The 15,399-nt window shown below is 52.9% G+C and carries 8 protein-coding genes, 1 tRNA gene and 2 rRNA genes; 2 read left to right on the plus strand and 9 right to left on the minus strand.

Translation table 11 applies throughout. From position 1 onward, the window contains the following. Nucleotides 1–46 precede the first annotated feature (46 nt). The 7 genes from GA565_RS23520 to pepQ all read right to left on the minus strand — a co-directional run bounded on the left by GA565_RS23520 (nt 47) and on the right by pepQ (nt 9,398). A 23S ribosomal RNA gene (locus tag GA565_RS23520) occupies nt 47–2,954 on the minus strand. A gap of 240 nt (nt 2,955–3,194) precedes the next feature. Further along, nucleotides 3,195–3,270, minus strand: a tRNA-Glu gene (locus GA565_RS23525). 141 nt (nt 3,271–3,411) lie between these two features. After that, a 16S ribosomal RNA gene (locus GA565_RS23530) occupies nt 3,412–4,954 on the minus strand. Together the 16S and 23S rRNA genes with 1 tRNA gene alongside form the textbook arrangement of a ribosomal RNA operon. A 441-nt stretch (nt 4,955–5,395) precedes the next feature. Then, a complete protein-coding gene (gene hemG, locus GA565_RS23535) occupies nt 5,396–5,929 on the minus strand; it encodes a menaquinone-dependent protoporphyrinogen IX dehydrogenase (protein ID WP_152201199.1) in 534 nt (177 codons plus the stop codon). A gap of 37 nt (nt 5,930–5,966) precedes the next feature. Next, entirely contained in the window at nt 5,967–7,418 is a 1,452-nt protein-coding gene (gene trkH / locus GA565_RS23540) for a Trk system potassium transporter TrkH (RefSeq protein WP_152201200.1), read from the minus strand. Nucleotides 7,419–7,458: 40 nt separating this feature from the next. Then, on the minus strand, nt 7,459–8,067 hold the full coding sequence (locus GA565_RS23545; RefSeq protein WP_152201202.1) for an IMPACT family protein: 609 nt from the start codon (nt 8,065–8,067) through the stop codon (nt 7,459–7,461). Further along, complete coding sequence (gene pepQ, locus GA565_RS23550) at nt 8,067–9,398, minus strand: Xaa-Pro dipeptidase (protein ID WP_152201204.1); 1,332 nt, start codon at nt 9,396–9,398, stop codon at nt 8,067–8,069. The genes GA565_RS23545 and pepQ overlap by 1 nt, the downstream gene beginning before the upstream one ends. A 200-nt stretch (nt 9,399–9,598) precedes the next feature. On the opposite strand from pepQ, the gene fadB reads away from it, so the two are divergent. Next, nucleotides 9,599–11,788: a fatty acid oxidation complex subunit alpha FadB gene (gene fadB, locus GA565_RS23555; protein WP_152201205.1), complete on the plus strand. Its 2,190-nt coding sequence runs from the start codon at nt 9,599–9,601 to the stop codon at nt 11,786–11,788. Nucleotides 11,789–11,799: 11 nt separating this feature from the next. Further along, nucleotides 11,800–12,963, plus strand: a complete 1,164-nt coding sequence (gene fadA / locus GA565_RS23560; protein ID WP_152201207.1) for an acetyl-CoA C-acyltransferase FadA — start codon at nt 11,800–11,802, stop codon at nt 12,961–12,963. Between the two features lie 68 nt (nt 12,964–13,031). Here fadA and fre read toward each other — a convergent pair whose 3' ends face one another. Continuing rightward, nucleotides 13,032–13,733, minus strand: a complete 702-nt coding sequence (gene fre, locus GA565_RS23565) for an NAD(P)H-flavin reductase (RefSeq protein ID WP_152201209.1) — start codon at nt 13,731–13,733, stop codon at nt 13,032–13,034. A 108-nt stretch (nt 13,734–13,841) separates the two neighbouring features. Next, nucleotides 13,842–15,359, minus strand: a complete 1,518-nt coding sequence (gene ubiD, locus GA565_RS23570; RefSeq protein WP_152201211.1) for a 4-hydroxy-3-polyprenylbenzoate decarboxylase — start codon at nt 15,357–15,359, stop codon at nt 13,842–13,844. Nucleotides 15,360–15,399: the final 40 nt, after the last annotated feature.

Raw genomic sequence — 15,399 nt, forward strand, 5'->3', positions numbered from 1 at the left:
TTGAAACTTAAGTCTTTGTGTCTCTCTAAAACACCTTCGGTGTTGTAAGGTTAAGCCTCTCGGGTCATTAGTACTGGTTAGCTCAATGCATCGCTGCACTTACACACCCAGCCTATCAACGTCTTAGTCTTAAACGTCCCTTCAGGGGACTCGAAGTCCCAGGGAAGACTCATCTCGAGGCAAGTTTCGCGCTTAGATGCTTTCAGCGCTTATCTTTTCCGCATTTAGCTACCGGGCAATGCCATTGGCATGACAACCCGAACACCAGTGATGCGTCCACTCCGGTCCTCTCGTACTAGGAGCAGCCCCTCTCAATCTTCCAACGCCCACGGCAGATAGGGACCGAACTGTCTCACGACGTTCTAAACCCAGCTCGCGTACCACTTTAAACGGCGAACAGCCGTACCCTTGGGACCTACTTCAGCCCCAGGATGTGATGAGCCGACATCGAGGTGCCAAACACCGCCGTCGATATGAACTCTTGGGCGGTATCAGCCTGTTATCCCCGGAGTACCTTTTATCCGTTGAGCGATGGCCCTTCCATTCAGAACCACCGGATCACTATGACCTACTTTCGTACCTGCTCGAGCCGTCACTCTCGCAGTCAAGCTAGCTTATGCCATTGCACTAACCTCACGATGTCCGACCGTGATTAGCTAACCTTCGTGCTCCTCCGTTACTCTTTAGGAGGAGACCGCCCCAGTCAAACTACCCACCAGACACTGTCCTCACCCCGGATCACGGGGCCGAGTTAGAACATCAAACATTAAAGGGTGGTATTTCAAGGTTGGCTCCACGCAGACTGGCGTCCACGCTTCAAAGCCTCCCACCTATCCTACACATCAAGGCTCAATGTTCAGTGTCAAGCTATAGTAAAGGTTCACGGGGTCTTTCCGTCTTGCCGCGGGTACACTGCATCTTCACAGCGAGTTCAATTTCACTGAGTCTCGGGTGGAGACAGCCTGGCCATCATTACGCCATTCGTGCAGGTCGGAACTTACCCGACAAGGAATTTCGCTACCTTAGGACCGTTATAGTTACGGCCGCCGTTTACCGGGGCTTCGATCAAGAGCTTCTCCTTGCGGATAACCCCATCAATTAACCTTCCGGCACCGGGCAGGCGTCACACCGTATACGTCCACTTTCGTGTTTGCACAGTGCTGTGTTTTTATTAAACAGTTGCAGCCAGCTGGTATCTTCGACTGTCTTCAGCTCGGGAAGCAAGTTCCTCCACCTAGCGACAGCGTGCCTTCTCCCGAAGTTACGGCACCATTTTGCCTAGTTCCTTCACCCGAGTTCTCTCAAGCGCCTGAGTATTCTCTACCTGACCACCTGTGTCGGTTTGGGGTACGATTTAATGTTACCTGATGCTTAGAGGCTTTTCCTGGAAGTGCGGCATCAACTACTTCACCACCGTAGTGGCTCGTCATCACGCCTCAGGGTTGATATGCAACCGGATTTACCAAGTCACACCCCCTACACGCTTAAACCGGGACAACCGTCGCCCGGCTAGCCTAGCCCTCTCCGTCCCCCCTTCGCAGTAACACCAAGTACAGGAATATTAACCTGTTTCCCATCGACTACGCCTTTCGGCCTCGCCTTAGGGGTCGACTCACCCTGCCCCGATTAACGTTGGACAGGAACCCTTGGTCTTCCGGCGTGCGGGTTTTTCACCCGCATTATCGTTACTTATGTCAGCATTCGCACTTCTGATACCTCCAGCAGCCCTCACAGACCACCTTCAACGGCTTACAGAACGCTCCCCTACCCAACAACGCCTAAGCGTCGCTGCCGCAGCTTCGGTGCATGGTTTAGCCCCGTTACATCTTCCGCGCAGGCCGACTCGACCAGTGAGCTATTACGCTTTCTTTAAATGATGGCTGCTTCTAAGCCAACATCCTGGCTGTCTATGCCTTCCCACATCGTTTCCCACTTAACCATGACTTTGGGACCTTAGCTGGCGGTCTGGGTTGTTTCCCTCTTCACGACGGACGTTAGCACCCGCCGTGTGTCTCCCGTGATAACATTCTTCGGTATTCGTAGTTTGCATCGAGTTGGTAATCCGGGATGGACCCCTAGTCGAAACAGTGCTCTACCCCCGAAGATGAGTTCACGAGGCGCTACCTAAATAGCTTTCGGGGAGAACCAGCTATCTCCCGGTTTGATTGGCCTTTCACCCCCAGCCACAAGTCATCCGCTAATTTTTCAACATTAGTCGGTTCGGTCCTCCAGTTAGTGTTACCCAACCTTCAACCTGCCCATGGCTAGATCACCGGGTTTCGGGTCTATACCTTGCAACTTGACGCCCAGTTAAGACTCGGTTTCCCTACGGCTCCCCTATACGGTTAACCTTGCTACAAAATATAAGTCGCTGACCCATTATACAAAAGGTACGCAGTCACCCAACAAAGTAGGCTCCCACTGCTTGTACGTACACGGTTTCAGGTTCTATTTCACTCCCCTCGCCGGGGTTCTTTTCGCCTTTCCCTCACGGTACTGGTTCACTATCGGTCAGTCAGGAGTATTTAGCCTTGGAGGATGGTCCCCCCATATTCAGACAGGATGTCACGTGTCCCGCCCTACTCATCGAACTCACAGCCTATGCATTTTTGTGTACGGGACTATCACCCTATACTGTGCGACCTTCCAGACGCTTCCACTAACACATAAACTGATTCAGGTTCTGGGCTGTTCCCCGTTCGCTCGCCGCTACTGGGGGAATCTCGGTTGATTTCTTTTCCTCGGGGTACTTAGATGTTTCAGTTCCCCCGGTTCGCCTCGCATGGCTATGTATTCACCATGCGATAATGTGACGTATCACATTGGGTTTCCCCATTCGGGTATCGTCGGGTATAACGGTTCATATCACCTTACCGACGCTTTTCGCAGATTAGCACGCCCTTCATCGCCTCTGACTGCCTAGGCATCCACCGTGTACGCTTAGTCGCTTAACCTCACAACCCGAAGGTGTCTTGCGACGCCCGTTCGTGCTGCGATTATTTGAGAGACTCTAATACAGGTGCGCATAACTCAGTACTTCTACGGAGAGTTATGTTCAGCTGTATCGTTTCAATTTTTCAGCTTGTTCCAGATTGTTAAAGAGCAATATCTTAAACACGACTCGTTAAAGTCATCTTTAAGATAATTTCTGACCTGCACGGTCAGAGTGATAACGACTTTCACGCGTTATCGGATGGCGTCCCCAAGGGGATTCGAACCCCTGTTACAGCCGTGAAAGGGCAGTGTCCTAGGCCTCTAGACGATGGGGACACGAAAATGCAGCACCGAATCCACAGACTCGGCACTTTTTCGTATCAGCGCAGGGTCTCCCCCACTGCATCAACAGGTGCTCTTGCTCATTTACATCTATCAGACAATCTGTGTGGACACTGCACAATGCGTATCTTTAGGTAAGGAGGTGATCCAACCGCAGGTTCCCCTACGGTTACCTTGTTACGACTTCACCCCAGTCATGAATCACAAAGTGGTAAGCGCCCTCCCGAAGGTTAAGCTACCTACTTCTTTTGCAACCCACTCCCATGGTGTGACGGGCGGTGTGTACAAGGCCCGGGAACGTATTCACCGTAGCATTCTGATCTACGATTACTAGCGATTCCGACTTCATGGAGTCGAGTTGCAGACTCCAATCCGGACTACGACATACTTTATGAGGTCCGCTTGCTCTCGCGAGTTTGCTTCTCTTTGTATATGCCATTGTAGCACGTGTGTAGCCCTACTCGTAAGGGCCATGATGACTTGACGTCATCCCCACCTTCCTCCGGTTTATCACCGGCAGTCTCCTTTGAGTTCCCACCATTACGTGCTGGCAACAAAGGATAAGGGTTGCGCTCGTTGCGGGACTTAACCCAACATTTCACAACACGAGCTGACGACAGCCATGCAGCACCTGTCTCACGGTTCCCGAAGGCACTAAGCTATCTCTAGCGAATTCCGTGGATGTCAAGAGTAGGTAAGGTTCTTCGCGTTGCATCGAATTAAACCACATGCTCCACCGCTTGTGCGGGCCCCCGTCAATTCATTTGAGTTTTAACCTTGCGGCCGTACTCCCCAGGCGGTCGACTTAACGCGTTAGCTCCGGAAGCCACGCCTCAAGGGCACAACCTCCAAGTCGACATCGTTTACAGCGTGGACTACCAGGGTATCTAATCCTGTTTGCTCCCCACGCTTTCGCACCTGAGCGTCAGTCTTTGTCCAGGGGGCCGCCTTCGCCACCGGTATTCCTCCAGATCTCTACGCATTTCACCGCTACACCTGGAATTCTACCCCCCTCTACAAGACTCTAGCTTGCCAGTTTCAAATGCAGTTCCCAAGTTAAGCTCGGGGATTTCACATCTGACTTAACAAACCGCCTGCGTGCGCTTTACGCCCAGTAATTCCGATTAACGCTTGCACCCTCCGTATTACCGCGGCTGCTGGCACGGAGTTAGCCGGTGCTTCTTCTGCGAGTAACGTCAATCGCTGTTGCTATTAACAACAACGCCTTCCTCCTCGCTGAAAGTGCTTTACAACCCTAAGGCCTTCTTCACACACGCGGCATGGCTGCATCAGGCTTGCGCCCATTGTGCAATATTCCCCACTGCTGCCTCCCGTAGGAGTCTGGACCGTGTCTCAGTTCCAGTGTGGCTGGTCATCCTCTCAGACCAGCTAGGGATCGTCGCCTAGGTGAGCCATTACCCCACCTACTAGCTAATCCCATCTGGGCACATCCGATGGCGTGAGGCCCGAAGGTCCCCCACTTTGGTCTTGCGACATCATGCGGTATTAGCTACCGTTTCCAGTAGTTATCCCCCTCCATCAGGCAGTTTCCCAGACATTACTCACCCGTCCGCCGCTCGTCACCCAGAGAGCAAGCTCTCCCGTGCTACCGCTCGACTTGCATGTGTTAGGCCTGCCGCCAGCGTTCAATCTGAGCCATGATCAAACTCTTCAATTAAAAGTTCGATTTGCTGAAACAAGTTCAGCGATGCTCAAAGTTACTTCACATCATTCATAATGAATTACTGCTTGGTCACTCTAAGACTTGGCATTGCTGCCTTGATATTCTGTTACCACCGAAGTGGCTGATATCGTCTTGTGAGTGCCCACACAGATTGTCTGATAAATTGTTAAAGAGCAGCGCCGCCGTTCGCAATGAATCTTATGCGGCGCGGGAGGTGCATATTACGCTTTCCCGCTGAAGAGTCAAGAAATTTTTCTTTCGAAGTCATTCTTTTCTCTACCTAACCCGGCGACTTGGTTCTCGTTAGAGGAGTCGTTGTTCCCGGTCAGTGGAGGCGCATTATAGGGAGTTCTCAGAAGGCCGCAACCCTTATTTTTAAAAAACTTTCTGACCGTCTGTTTTTTCCACAAAAAGGTTATTTGAGAACCTTTTTAGCTATTTCTTAACCGCTAATTTGCCAAAGTCGGCTGCAAACTGCTTCACCTGCTCCCAGTCAGTGTACTCAACTTCTTTACGGGTATCGGTTTCGCCACCGGTCATACGCATTATTAACTGGATCATCACTCTGTCGAGCCAGCGATAACGCGGATAACGCAGCGCGCCTGCAAAAACGCCGCACTGCGTTGGCTTCCACGGCGTAGCTAAAAGGAACTTGCTGGTATAGGCGTTGGTTTGCGGCGTACGCTTCTCCGGCTTACGCGCAGTCAGGTTTACCGAGAAGAAAGCCGACGGCATGGTGTTTAGATGATTAATGTGGCGCTTAACAAACTTGTCGAGCAGCGGGGAGAAGTGGCCGTAGCGAATAGATGCACCAATCATCACCTTGGCGTAGCGTGAGAGGTCAATATTTTCCGCATCCTGCAGATCCATAACGTCACATTCGGCATTCTCTTTTAAACAGTTAGCTATATAAGAAGAGATAGCATGGGTTTGACCGTCACGCGTTGAGTAAAGTACCAAGGCTTTCATCTCGGTCTCCTTTATAAATAATGAATCCATAAACTGATTACTCCTTCCAGAAGGTTGGCGTAAACAGCACTAATAAGGTGAATACTTCAAGACGCCCAAACAACATGGTCACGATTAGGATCCATTTCGCGACGTGATTCATCGACTGGAAGTTATCTGCCACAACGCCAAGGCCGGGTCCCAAGTTGTTCAGCGTGGCCGTTACCGCAGCAAAGGCAGAGAAGTTATCTACACCGGTCGCCACAATCGCCAACATGCTGACAATAAACACCAGCGCATAGGCAGAGAAGAATCCCCATACGGCTTCAAGAATTCGCTCTGGCAATGCACGATTACCCAGCTTGATGGTATAGACCGCATTTGGGTGAACCAGACGTTTAAGCTCGCGTGACCCCTGCAGGTATAAAAGAAGAATACGAATGACCTTGAGACCACCGCCGGTAGAACCGGCACATCCGCCGATGAACGCCGAGCAAAGTAGAAGAATCGGTAAAAACAGCGGCCACTTGGAAATACTGTCCGTGGTGTATCCCGCCGTCGTTGCCATAGAGACTACCTGGAAGAAAGCCTGATTTACCGTCTCAAGCCCCGATGTATAAGTGTCGTGCATCCACAGTACCGAGGTGCAAACCAGCACCAGGGTAAATTGCACACCAATAAACATGCGAAATTCTGGGTCACGCCAGTAGACTTTAATATTACGCCCGCTGAGCAGCGCAAAGTGCAGGCCGTAGTTACAGCCAGAGATCAACAGGAATATAGCAATGATGGTATTAATCGTCCCGCTGTGGAAATAGCCGATACTGGCATCATGGGTTGAAAAACCCCCGAGGGCGATAGTCGAGAAGCTGTGGCCGATAGCGTCAAACCCCGACATACCGGCTCCCCACAGCGCCAACGCGCAGGCAATGGTCAGCAGAATATAGATAAACCACAGCGTTTTTGCCGTCTCGGCGATACGCGGACGCATTTTATTGTCTTTTAAGGGACCCGGCATTTCGGCGCGATAGAGCTGCATACCGCCCACGCCTAAAATAGGTAAAATCGCCACCGCCAGCACGATGATCCCCATACCGCCAAACCACTGCAGCATTTGGCGATAAAACAGAATCGCGTGCGGCAGGCTGTCGAGCCCGACTAACGTGGTCGCACCGGTGGTTGTCAATCCTGAAAAAGATTCAAAAAAGGCATCGGTCAGAGAGAGATTGGGCCGTTCGGAAAATAAGAAGGGTAAAGCCCCTACGCTCCCCAGTACGGTCCAAAATAGCACCACGATGAGGAAGCCCTCGCGGGGTTTCAGCTCGCTGCGCTGTTTTCGATTGGGAACCCACAGAAACAGGCCGATGGCCAGCGCAACGAAAAACGTCTCACTGAACGCGCGCCCTGCCCCGTCTCTATAAATTAATGCCACTATTCCGGGAATAATCATCGTTCCGGAGAATAGGATAACGAGCACCCCGACAATTCGGGTTATGGCACGGAAATGCATGCTGGCGCGTTCCTCAGCAAATTAAAATGCAATAAATTGATCAAACAGGCTGCAGAACCAGCGAACCCCGGCTGAGATTAAACAGTCGGTTCGTAATTTCTGCCGCATCGTAGGCCGGCAACGTCAGACGTAAATCCACCGCTGCGCCGTATTTACTTTCCAAAATACTGCCACCGACCTGCTGCAATAGCGTTTCAATCATCGATATTTGTGCGTAGTCGCACTGCAGCAAGAATTCTGCCTGTGGCACTTTTTCTAAAACGGTCAGCTGGGCCAATGCCAGCTGAACGCCGTTACCATAGGCGCGGACCAGCCCACCGGTGCCTAACTTTATGCCGCCGTAATAGCGTACGACCACGGCGGTTATCTCGCCAATTCCGCTGCCCATCAGCTGCCCGAGGATCGGTTTACCCGCCGTACCCGCCGGCTCGCCATCGTCCGAGAACCCCAACTGCTGAGAGTCATTGGGTGGCCCGGCGACAAAAGCCCAGCAGTGATGACGCGCAGACGGATGCAAACTTTTGATCCGCTGGATAAAAGCCTTCGCCGCTTCAATCCCTGCCGTTGGCTCCAGCAGGGTAATAAAACGGCTCTTTTTTATCTCTTCGCTAATCTCGACTGACTGCGCGGGAACAGGATAAGGCTGCATCAGGCCAGTTTCAGGTCACGGGTCATATTTTCAATACGATTATCGTGGATAACAATATTGTCTTCGATGCGAATGCCACCATACGGCTTCATGGCTTCGATTTTATCCCAGGCAAAGTGCTTACTGAACGTGCCATCACGCCAAGGCGCCAATAGCGACTCGATAAAGTACAGGCCAGGTTCGATAGTCAATACCATGCCCGGCTGAACGATACGGGTGCAGCGCAGATAAGGATACTTCGACGGCGCGGCCAAATGCGTGCCGGTTTCATCCTGCATAAAGCCGCCCACGTCGTGCACTTGCAGACCTAACGGATGCCCAAGCCCGTGCGGCAAGAACGGTCCGGTGAGGTCTTGTTCCACCATGGCCTCTTCGCTTATATCCACCACCAACCGATGTGCTTTGAGAATTCGCGCAATGCGGTGGTGCATCTGAACATGATAATCAGTGTAACGAACGCCGGGCTTGATGGAGTCGATAAGCGCCAGTTGCTCGGTATTAAGGTCTTTAATCAGCGCGGCAAAATCGCTGTCACTTTTTGCCGCGTAGGTGCGGGTAAGGTCGGCGGCGTAACCGTTGTATTCGGCACCGGCATCAAGCAGGAAGCTGCGCATTTCTGCCGGTGGCTGCTGCTGTAGCGTCGTGTAATGCAGCACCGAGGCGTGTTCGTTTAGCGCCACGATATTGCCATAAGGCACCTCGGTTTCACGATGTCCGGTGGCGCTCAGATATGCCATGCTGATGTCGAATTCGCTCATCCCCGACAAAAAGGCTTCGTGCGCCGCGCGATGGCCGCTCACCGCCAGTTTTTGTGCACCCCGCATGCAGGCCACTTCATAGTCAGTTTTATAAGCGCGATGATAATGCAAATAGTCCAGTACGCGCTTTGGATTGAGATGGTCGGCAGAGATGCCAAGATCCAACGCGCGGTCTTTGTTGTAACCAATGTAGACCACCCGCGATAAATCTGCCGGCAGTTGGCTTTTAATATCATCCGGTTTTGCCAGCGGCAGTACTTGAACGTCTTTGGTCCAGAAGGAATCAGGCAGCGGTTCGACGCTGTGCCAGTAGTCAACCGGCGAGTAAAACCACAGCTTCGGCGCATTCACACCGTCCACCCACAGCCAGCAGTTAGGGACCTGTGTCACTGGCACCCACGCTTTAAACTGCGGGTTAACCTTGAAGGGGTAGCTGTAATCATCAAGAAAAGTGACCTGCAACTCACCGGAGTGAATAAGCAGGGCATCAAGTTGATTGCGTTGCAGTATTTCCAGCGCACGTGCCTGTAAAACGGCGATATGTTCTTTATAAAGCGTAGAGAGAGATTCCATCGACCTGTCCTTTACTGGATTCATACGATAAATGCAAAACGATGCCGCATCTTATCACAGCAGGGCCCACGCCGTAGCCCCGCGCTCTTTGTGATCTTGCCTGCAAATATCAATCAGCCCATTTGCATTTCATTAACATCAAAACCACACTCCATTCATCTGGTCATACCAGATCATCCCCGATGATTCAGGAGAGACACATGCTCTACCAAGGCGAAACACTACACCTGCACTGGCTCGAAGACGGCATTGCCGAGCTGGTGTTTGATGCTCCAGGCTCCGTTAACAAACTTGACACCCAAACCGTTGCCAGTTTGGGGGAAGCGATTACCGTTCTTGAAAAACAGCCTGAATTAAAGGGGCTGCTGCTGAGCTCAGCCAAGCCCGCCTTTATTGTCGGCGCCGATATTATGGAGTTCCTGTCGCTGTTTACCGCGCCCGCCGAAAAGCTCCATCAATGGCTGGGATTTGCCAACGGTATTTTCAATCGTCTGGAAGATCTCCCCGTGCCGACAATTTCCGCCATCAGTGGCTACGCGCTTGGCGGCGGCTGCGAATGCGTTCTGGCTACTGATTTCCGTATTGCAACGCCGGACACGCGCATTGGCCTGCCTGAAACTCGCCTGGGTATCATGCCGGGCTTTGGCGGTTCGGTGCGTTTACCTCGCCTCTTGGGCGCAGACAGCGCACTGGAAATTATTGCCGCCGGTAAAGACGTGAGCGGCAATGAGGCACTGAAATTAGGTCTGGTAGACGCCGTAGTCAGCGCCGAGAAGCTGCATAATTCAGCGCTCAACATGCTGCGTCAGGCTATTGACGGCAAGCTGGACTGGAAGGCCGCGCGCCAACCCAAGTTGCTGCCGCTCAAGCTGAGCCGCATCGAAGCAACCATGAGTTTCAGTGTAGCAAAGAGCATGGTGCTGCAAACGGCGGGCAGGCACTATCCTGCGCCATTGACCGCAGTGAAAACCATTGAAGCGGCAGCACGGATGGGGCGTGAAGAAGCGCTGGCGCTAGAAACCGGCAGCTTTGTGCCGCTGGCCCAGTCTAGCGAGGCCCGCGCACTGGTCGGTATCTTCCTTAACGACCAGTTTATTAAAAGCAAAGCCAAGAAGTTGGCCGGCAGCAACGGCAAGCCGGAACTGGCAGCGGTACTTGGGGCCGGAATTATGGGCGGCGGCATTGCATATCAGTCGGCACTCAAAGGTGTGCCGGTTATCATGAAGGATATCAATGACAAGTCGCTGCACCTTGGTATTAATGAAGCATCCAAGCTGTTAAACAAACAGCTCGAACGTGGCAAACTCGACGGTTTGAAAATGGCCAAGATCCTCTCGACCATTCAGCCTACCCTGAGCTATAACGGCCTTGAGCGCGCCCAAATCGTGGTTGAGGCCGTGGTTGAGAATCCAAAAGTGAAAGCCGCCGTGTTGGCAGAAGCAGAGGCGCTGCTCGACGGCGACGCCATTTTGGCCTCCAACACCTCGACGATCCCTATCGATACTCTGGCCGTGGCGCTGAAACGCCCGGAAAATTTCTGCGGTATGCACTTCTTTAACCCCGTGCACCGTATGCCGCTGGTGGAAATTATTCGCGGCAGCAAAACGTCCGAACAAACACTCTCACGCGTTGTAGCCTACGCCTCGGCAATGGGAAAAACGCCGATTGTCGTCAACGACTGTCCCGGATTTTTCGTTAACCGCGTGCTGTTCCCCTACTTCGCCGGATTCAGCATGCTGATGCGTGACGGCGCAGACTTTGTGCAGATTGATAAAGTGATGGAAAAACAGTTTGGCTGGCCGATGGGGCCTGCATATCTGCTCGACGTGGTCGGCATTGATACCGCGCATCACGCGCAGGCAGTGATGGCCGAAGGATTCCCTGACCGGATGGCAAAAGACTACCGCGACGTGGTTGATATTCTGTTTGCAGCCGAACGGTTTGGTCAGAAAAATCAGCGCGGCTTCTATCGTTATAGCGAAGACAGCAAAGGTAAGCCGCGTAAGGAGCAGGATGCAGAGGTCACATCACTGCTGGCGGCAACCGATGCGCAGCCAGGCACCTTCAGCCCTGAAGATATTATCTCGCGGATGATGATCCCGATGATTAATGAAGTCGTGCGCTGTCTCGAAGAAGAGATTATTGCCAGCCCTGCCGAAGCAGATATGGCACTGGTATACGGCATCGGCTTCCCGCCTTTCCACGGCGGTGTGTTCCGCTATCTCGACACGCTGGGCAGCGCTAAATACATGCAACTTACTGAGAAATATGCGCATCTCGGCCCGCTTTATCAGGCACCGGCAGGTTTACGCCTCAAGGCTGAAACCAACGAGCGCTATTACCCGCAGGCCGAACCCCTGGCTTCCCTCAACACAGGCCGTCAGGCATAAGGACCGAAATAATGGAAACTGTAGTAATCGTTGATGCGGTCCGAACCCCAATGGGTCGATCCAAAGGCGGCGCCTTCCGCAATGTGCGCGCTGAAGACTTATCCGCGCACCTGATGCGCGCCGTGCTCTCACGAAATCCAGCGCTTGATGCCAAAGATATCGACGATATTTATTGGGGATGCGTTCAGCAAACCCTGGAGCAGGGCTTCAACGTGGCGCGCAACGCTGCACTGCTGGCGGAAATTCCGCACAGCGTGCCGGCGGTCACCATCAATCGGCTGTGCGGCTCGTCAATGCAAGCGCTGCACGACGCCGCGCGTATGATTATGGTGGGTGACGCAGACATCAGCCTGATTGGCGGCGTCGAGCACATGGGCCATGTCCCGATGAATCACGGCGTCGATTTCCATCCTGGGCTGAGCCGCACCGTGGCCAAAGCCGCCGGTATGATGGGCCTTACCGCCGAGATGTTGGCTAAAATGCACAATATCAGCCGTGAGATGCAGGACGAATTTGCCGCTCGCTCGCACCAGCGCGCGCATGCCGCTACCGTCGCCGGCCATTTTGCCAACGAAATTGTGCCGACGTATGGACATGACGCCGACGGCACGCTGGTCAACCTGAATTTCGATGAAGTAATTCGCCCTGAAACCACGGTAGCATCTCTGGCGGCACTGCGTCCGGCTTTTGACCCAGTCAACGGCACCGTTACCGCCGGCAGTGCCTCGGCGCTTTCTGATGGTGCCTCGGCCATGCTGATTATGAGCGAATCTCGCGCCGCCTCGCTTGGCCTAAAAGCGCGAGCAAAAATCCGTTCTATGGCCGTGGTCGGCTGTGATCCTTCCATTATGGGATACGGGCCGGTACCGGCAACGCGACTGGCACTTAAGCGCGCCGGGCTTTCGGTGGAGGATATTGGTTTATTTGAGTTGAATGAAGCCTTTGCCGCACAGTCATTGCCGTGCATTAAAGATCTCGGGCTGCTGGAAAATATGGAACAAAGGGTCAATCTGAACGGCGGTGCGATTGCACTGGGACATCCACTCGGATGTTCGGGGGCGCGCATTTCAACCACCCTGCTGAATCTTATGGAGCGCAAAGACGTGCAGTTTGGCGTGGCCACCATGTGTATCGGCTTGGGGCAGGGTATTGCGACGGTGTTTGAAAGAGTCTAACTGAAAGGATTTGATTTAATGCATCCCGCCCCTGTCAGTGGGCGGGATTTTTACTGATTCTGGCATAATCAGATAAAGGCAAAGGCGTCGCCAAACATGCGGTCTTCAAGTGCGCCACGTTCGGCACAGAAGCGCTCGCGCGCCACTTTCGCCATCTCAAAACGACCGGCGATGTAGATATCGTGCTCACTCAGAGAGTCAAAATCTTGCATTACCGCACTCAGCACGTTGCCACTTCTGCCCTGCCAGCCCTCTTCCGTCTGCTCTACTACCGGAATAACTTTCAGATTTGGATGCACTATGCTCAGCGCTTCGAGCTCGCCCAAATCATACAGGTGCTTCAGCTCGCGGCCGCCCCAATAGATTGAAATATCGCGATCCGGATGTTGCGCCAACTCTGCCACTAAAATTGAACGTACGTAGGAGAACCCCGTCCCACCCGCGATCAACACCAGAGGACGGTCACCCTCTTCGCGCAGCCAGGCTTCCCCGTGCGGTAAATCGACGTTAATGGTTTGCTCTTTTAGAATGCGGTCCATAACGGCCATCGCATACAGATTCATTTCGGAGGCACCGATGTGCAGCTCCAGATAGCCTTTTTCTGAAGGCACGGAGGCTATCGAGAACGGGCGCTTGTCGCGCTCGTCCATTACCACCATCAGATATTGACCGGCACGAAATGAAAAAGGTGATTCAGGTTGCAGGCGAACCCGATATACGGTGTCGGTTATGGCCTCAACTGAGGACACTTTACAGCTCATTATTGTCATGCGTTCCCTCTGAGGGTCATCGGATCTACATTGATGGCAAACGCACATCGCGCCAGGCTCGTGCGCCGTTTGCCAGTCTATGAATAGTTATTTTGCACACTGTAGCCGTTATTTGGTCGGCTTTGCGTCGCCAAACTTGGTATCACTAAACTTTTTATCGTCAAAAATGCCCAGCTCGTCCCACATGGTATCAACGCGGTCACGAACTTTAGGATCCATGACAATCGGTCGTCCCCATTCACGCTGGGTTTCACCCGGCCATTTATTGGTCGCATCCATCCCCATTTTGGAACCCAGTCCAGAAACCGGTGAGGCAAAATCAAGATAGTCGATCGGCGTGTTCTCAACCAGCACCGTGTCACGAGCCGGATCCATTCGCGTCGTAATCGCCCAGATAACGTCTTTCCAGTCGCGCGCGTTAATATCGTCATCACACACAATAACAAACTTGGTGTACATAAACTGGCGAAGGAAAGACCAGACACCCATCATTACGCGCTTGGCGTGTCCGGCATACTGCTTTTTCATGGTAACCACGGCCAAACGGTAAGAGCAACCCTCCGGCGGCAGATAAAAATCGACGATTTCTGGAAACTGTTTTTTCAAAATCGGCACAAACACTTCGTTCAACGCCAGTCCCAATACTGCAGGTTCATCCGGTGGGCGACCGGTAAAGGTTGAATGATAGATAGCATCTTTACGCTGAGTAATATGTGTAACAGTAAACACCGGGAAGCTGTCTATTTCATTATAGTAGCCCGTGTGGTCGCCGTAGGGGCCTTCCGGTGCCATTTCACCCGGCTCGATATAGCCTTCAAGCACAATTTCAGCGCTGGCGGGAACTTCCAGGTCATTGGAGATACATTTGACCACTTCCGTTTTATTACCGCGCAGCAGACCGGCAAAGGCGTATTCGGAAAGTGTGTCAGGCACCGGCGTCACGGCACCCAAAATGGTCGCGGGGTCGGCGCCCAGCGCAACGGAAACCGGGAAACGCTTGCCCGGGTTCTGCTGGCACCACTCCTGAAAGTCCAGCGCGCCGCCGCGGTGCGACAACCAGCGCATAATCAGCTTGTTTCTGCCTAATACCTGTTGGCGATAAATGCCCAGATTCTGACGCACTTTGTGTGGACCGCGGGTGACCGTCAGACCCCAGGTGATCAGCGGGGCCGCATCTTCCGGCCAACAGTGCATCACGGGAATACGGCCTAAATCAACATCGTCGCCTTTCCAAATCTGTTCCTGACAAGGCGCAGAGTTCAGGCGCTTGGTCGGCATGTTAAGCACTTGCTTGAACTTGGGCATTTTGTCGTAAAAATCACGAAACCCTCGCGGTGGCTCAGGCTCTTTAAGAAAAGCCAGTAACTCTCCTACCTCGCGCAGTGCGCTAACGTCGTCCTGACCCATGCCCTTTGCCACACGCTCCGGGGTGCCGAATAAATTGCACAGCACCGGCATGTCATAGCCTTTTGGATTTTCAAACAGCAGTGCAGGCCCACCGGCACGCAGGGTGCGATCGGCGATTTCGGTCATTTCGAGGTAAGGATCAACGGGCTGGGTGATACGTTTCAGATCACCCTGCTTTTCAAGCAAAGCCAGGAAGTCACGCAGGTCACGATATTTCATACGAGGCACGTCATTAAAGTTTTATCACCAAATTTAGAGG

The organism is Rouxiella sp. S1S-2, assembly GCF_009208105.1.
In the GTDB taxonomy this organism is placed as follows: Bacteria; Pseudomonadota; Gammaproteobacteria; order Enterobacterales; family Enterobacteriaceae; genus Rouxiella.

Bases quoted from the DNA above. Each gene is read 5' to 3' on its own strand.
- fadA (WP_152201207.1), top strand. From the start codon at position 11,800: ATGGAAACTGTAGTAATCGTTGATGCGGTCCGAACCCCAATGGGTCGA.
- ubiD (WP_152201211.1), bottom strand. From the start codon at position 15,359: ATGAAATATCGTGACCTGCGTGACTTCCTGGCTTTGCTTGAAAAGCAG.
- fre (WP_152201209.1), bottom strand. From the start codon at position 13,733: ATGACAATAATGAGCTGTAAAGTGTCCTCAGTTGAGGCCATAACCGAC.
- pepQ (WP_152201204.1), bottom strand. From the start codon at position 9,398: ATGGAATCTCTCTCTACGCTTTATAAAGAACATATCGCCGTTTTACAG.
- GA565_RS23545 (WP_152201202.1), bottom strand. From the start codon at position 8,067: ATGCAGCCTTATCCTGTTCCCGCGCAGTCAGTCGAGATTAGCGAAGAG.
- trkH (WP_152201200.1), bottom strand. From the start codon at position 7,418: ATGCATTTCCGTGCCATAACCCGAATTGTCGGGGTGCTCGTTATCCTA.
- fadB (WP_152201205.1), top strand. From the start codon at position 9,599: ATGCTCTACCAAGGCGAAACACTACACCTGCACTGGCTCGAAGACGGC.
- hemG (WP_152201199.1), bottom strand. From the start codon at position 5,929: ATGAAAGCCTTGGTACTTTACTCAACGCGTGACGGTCAAACCCATGCT.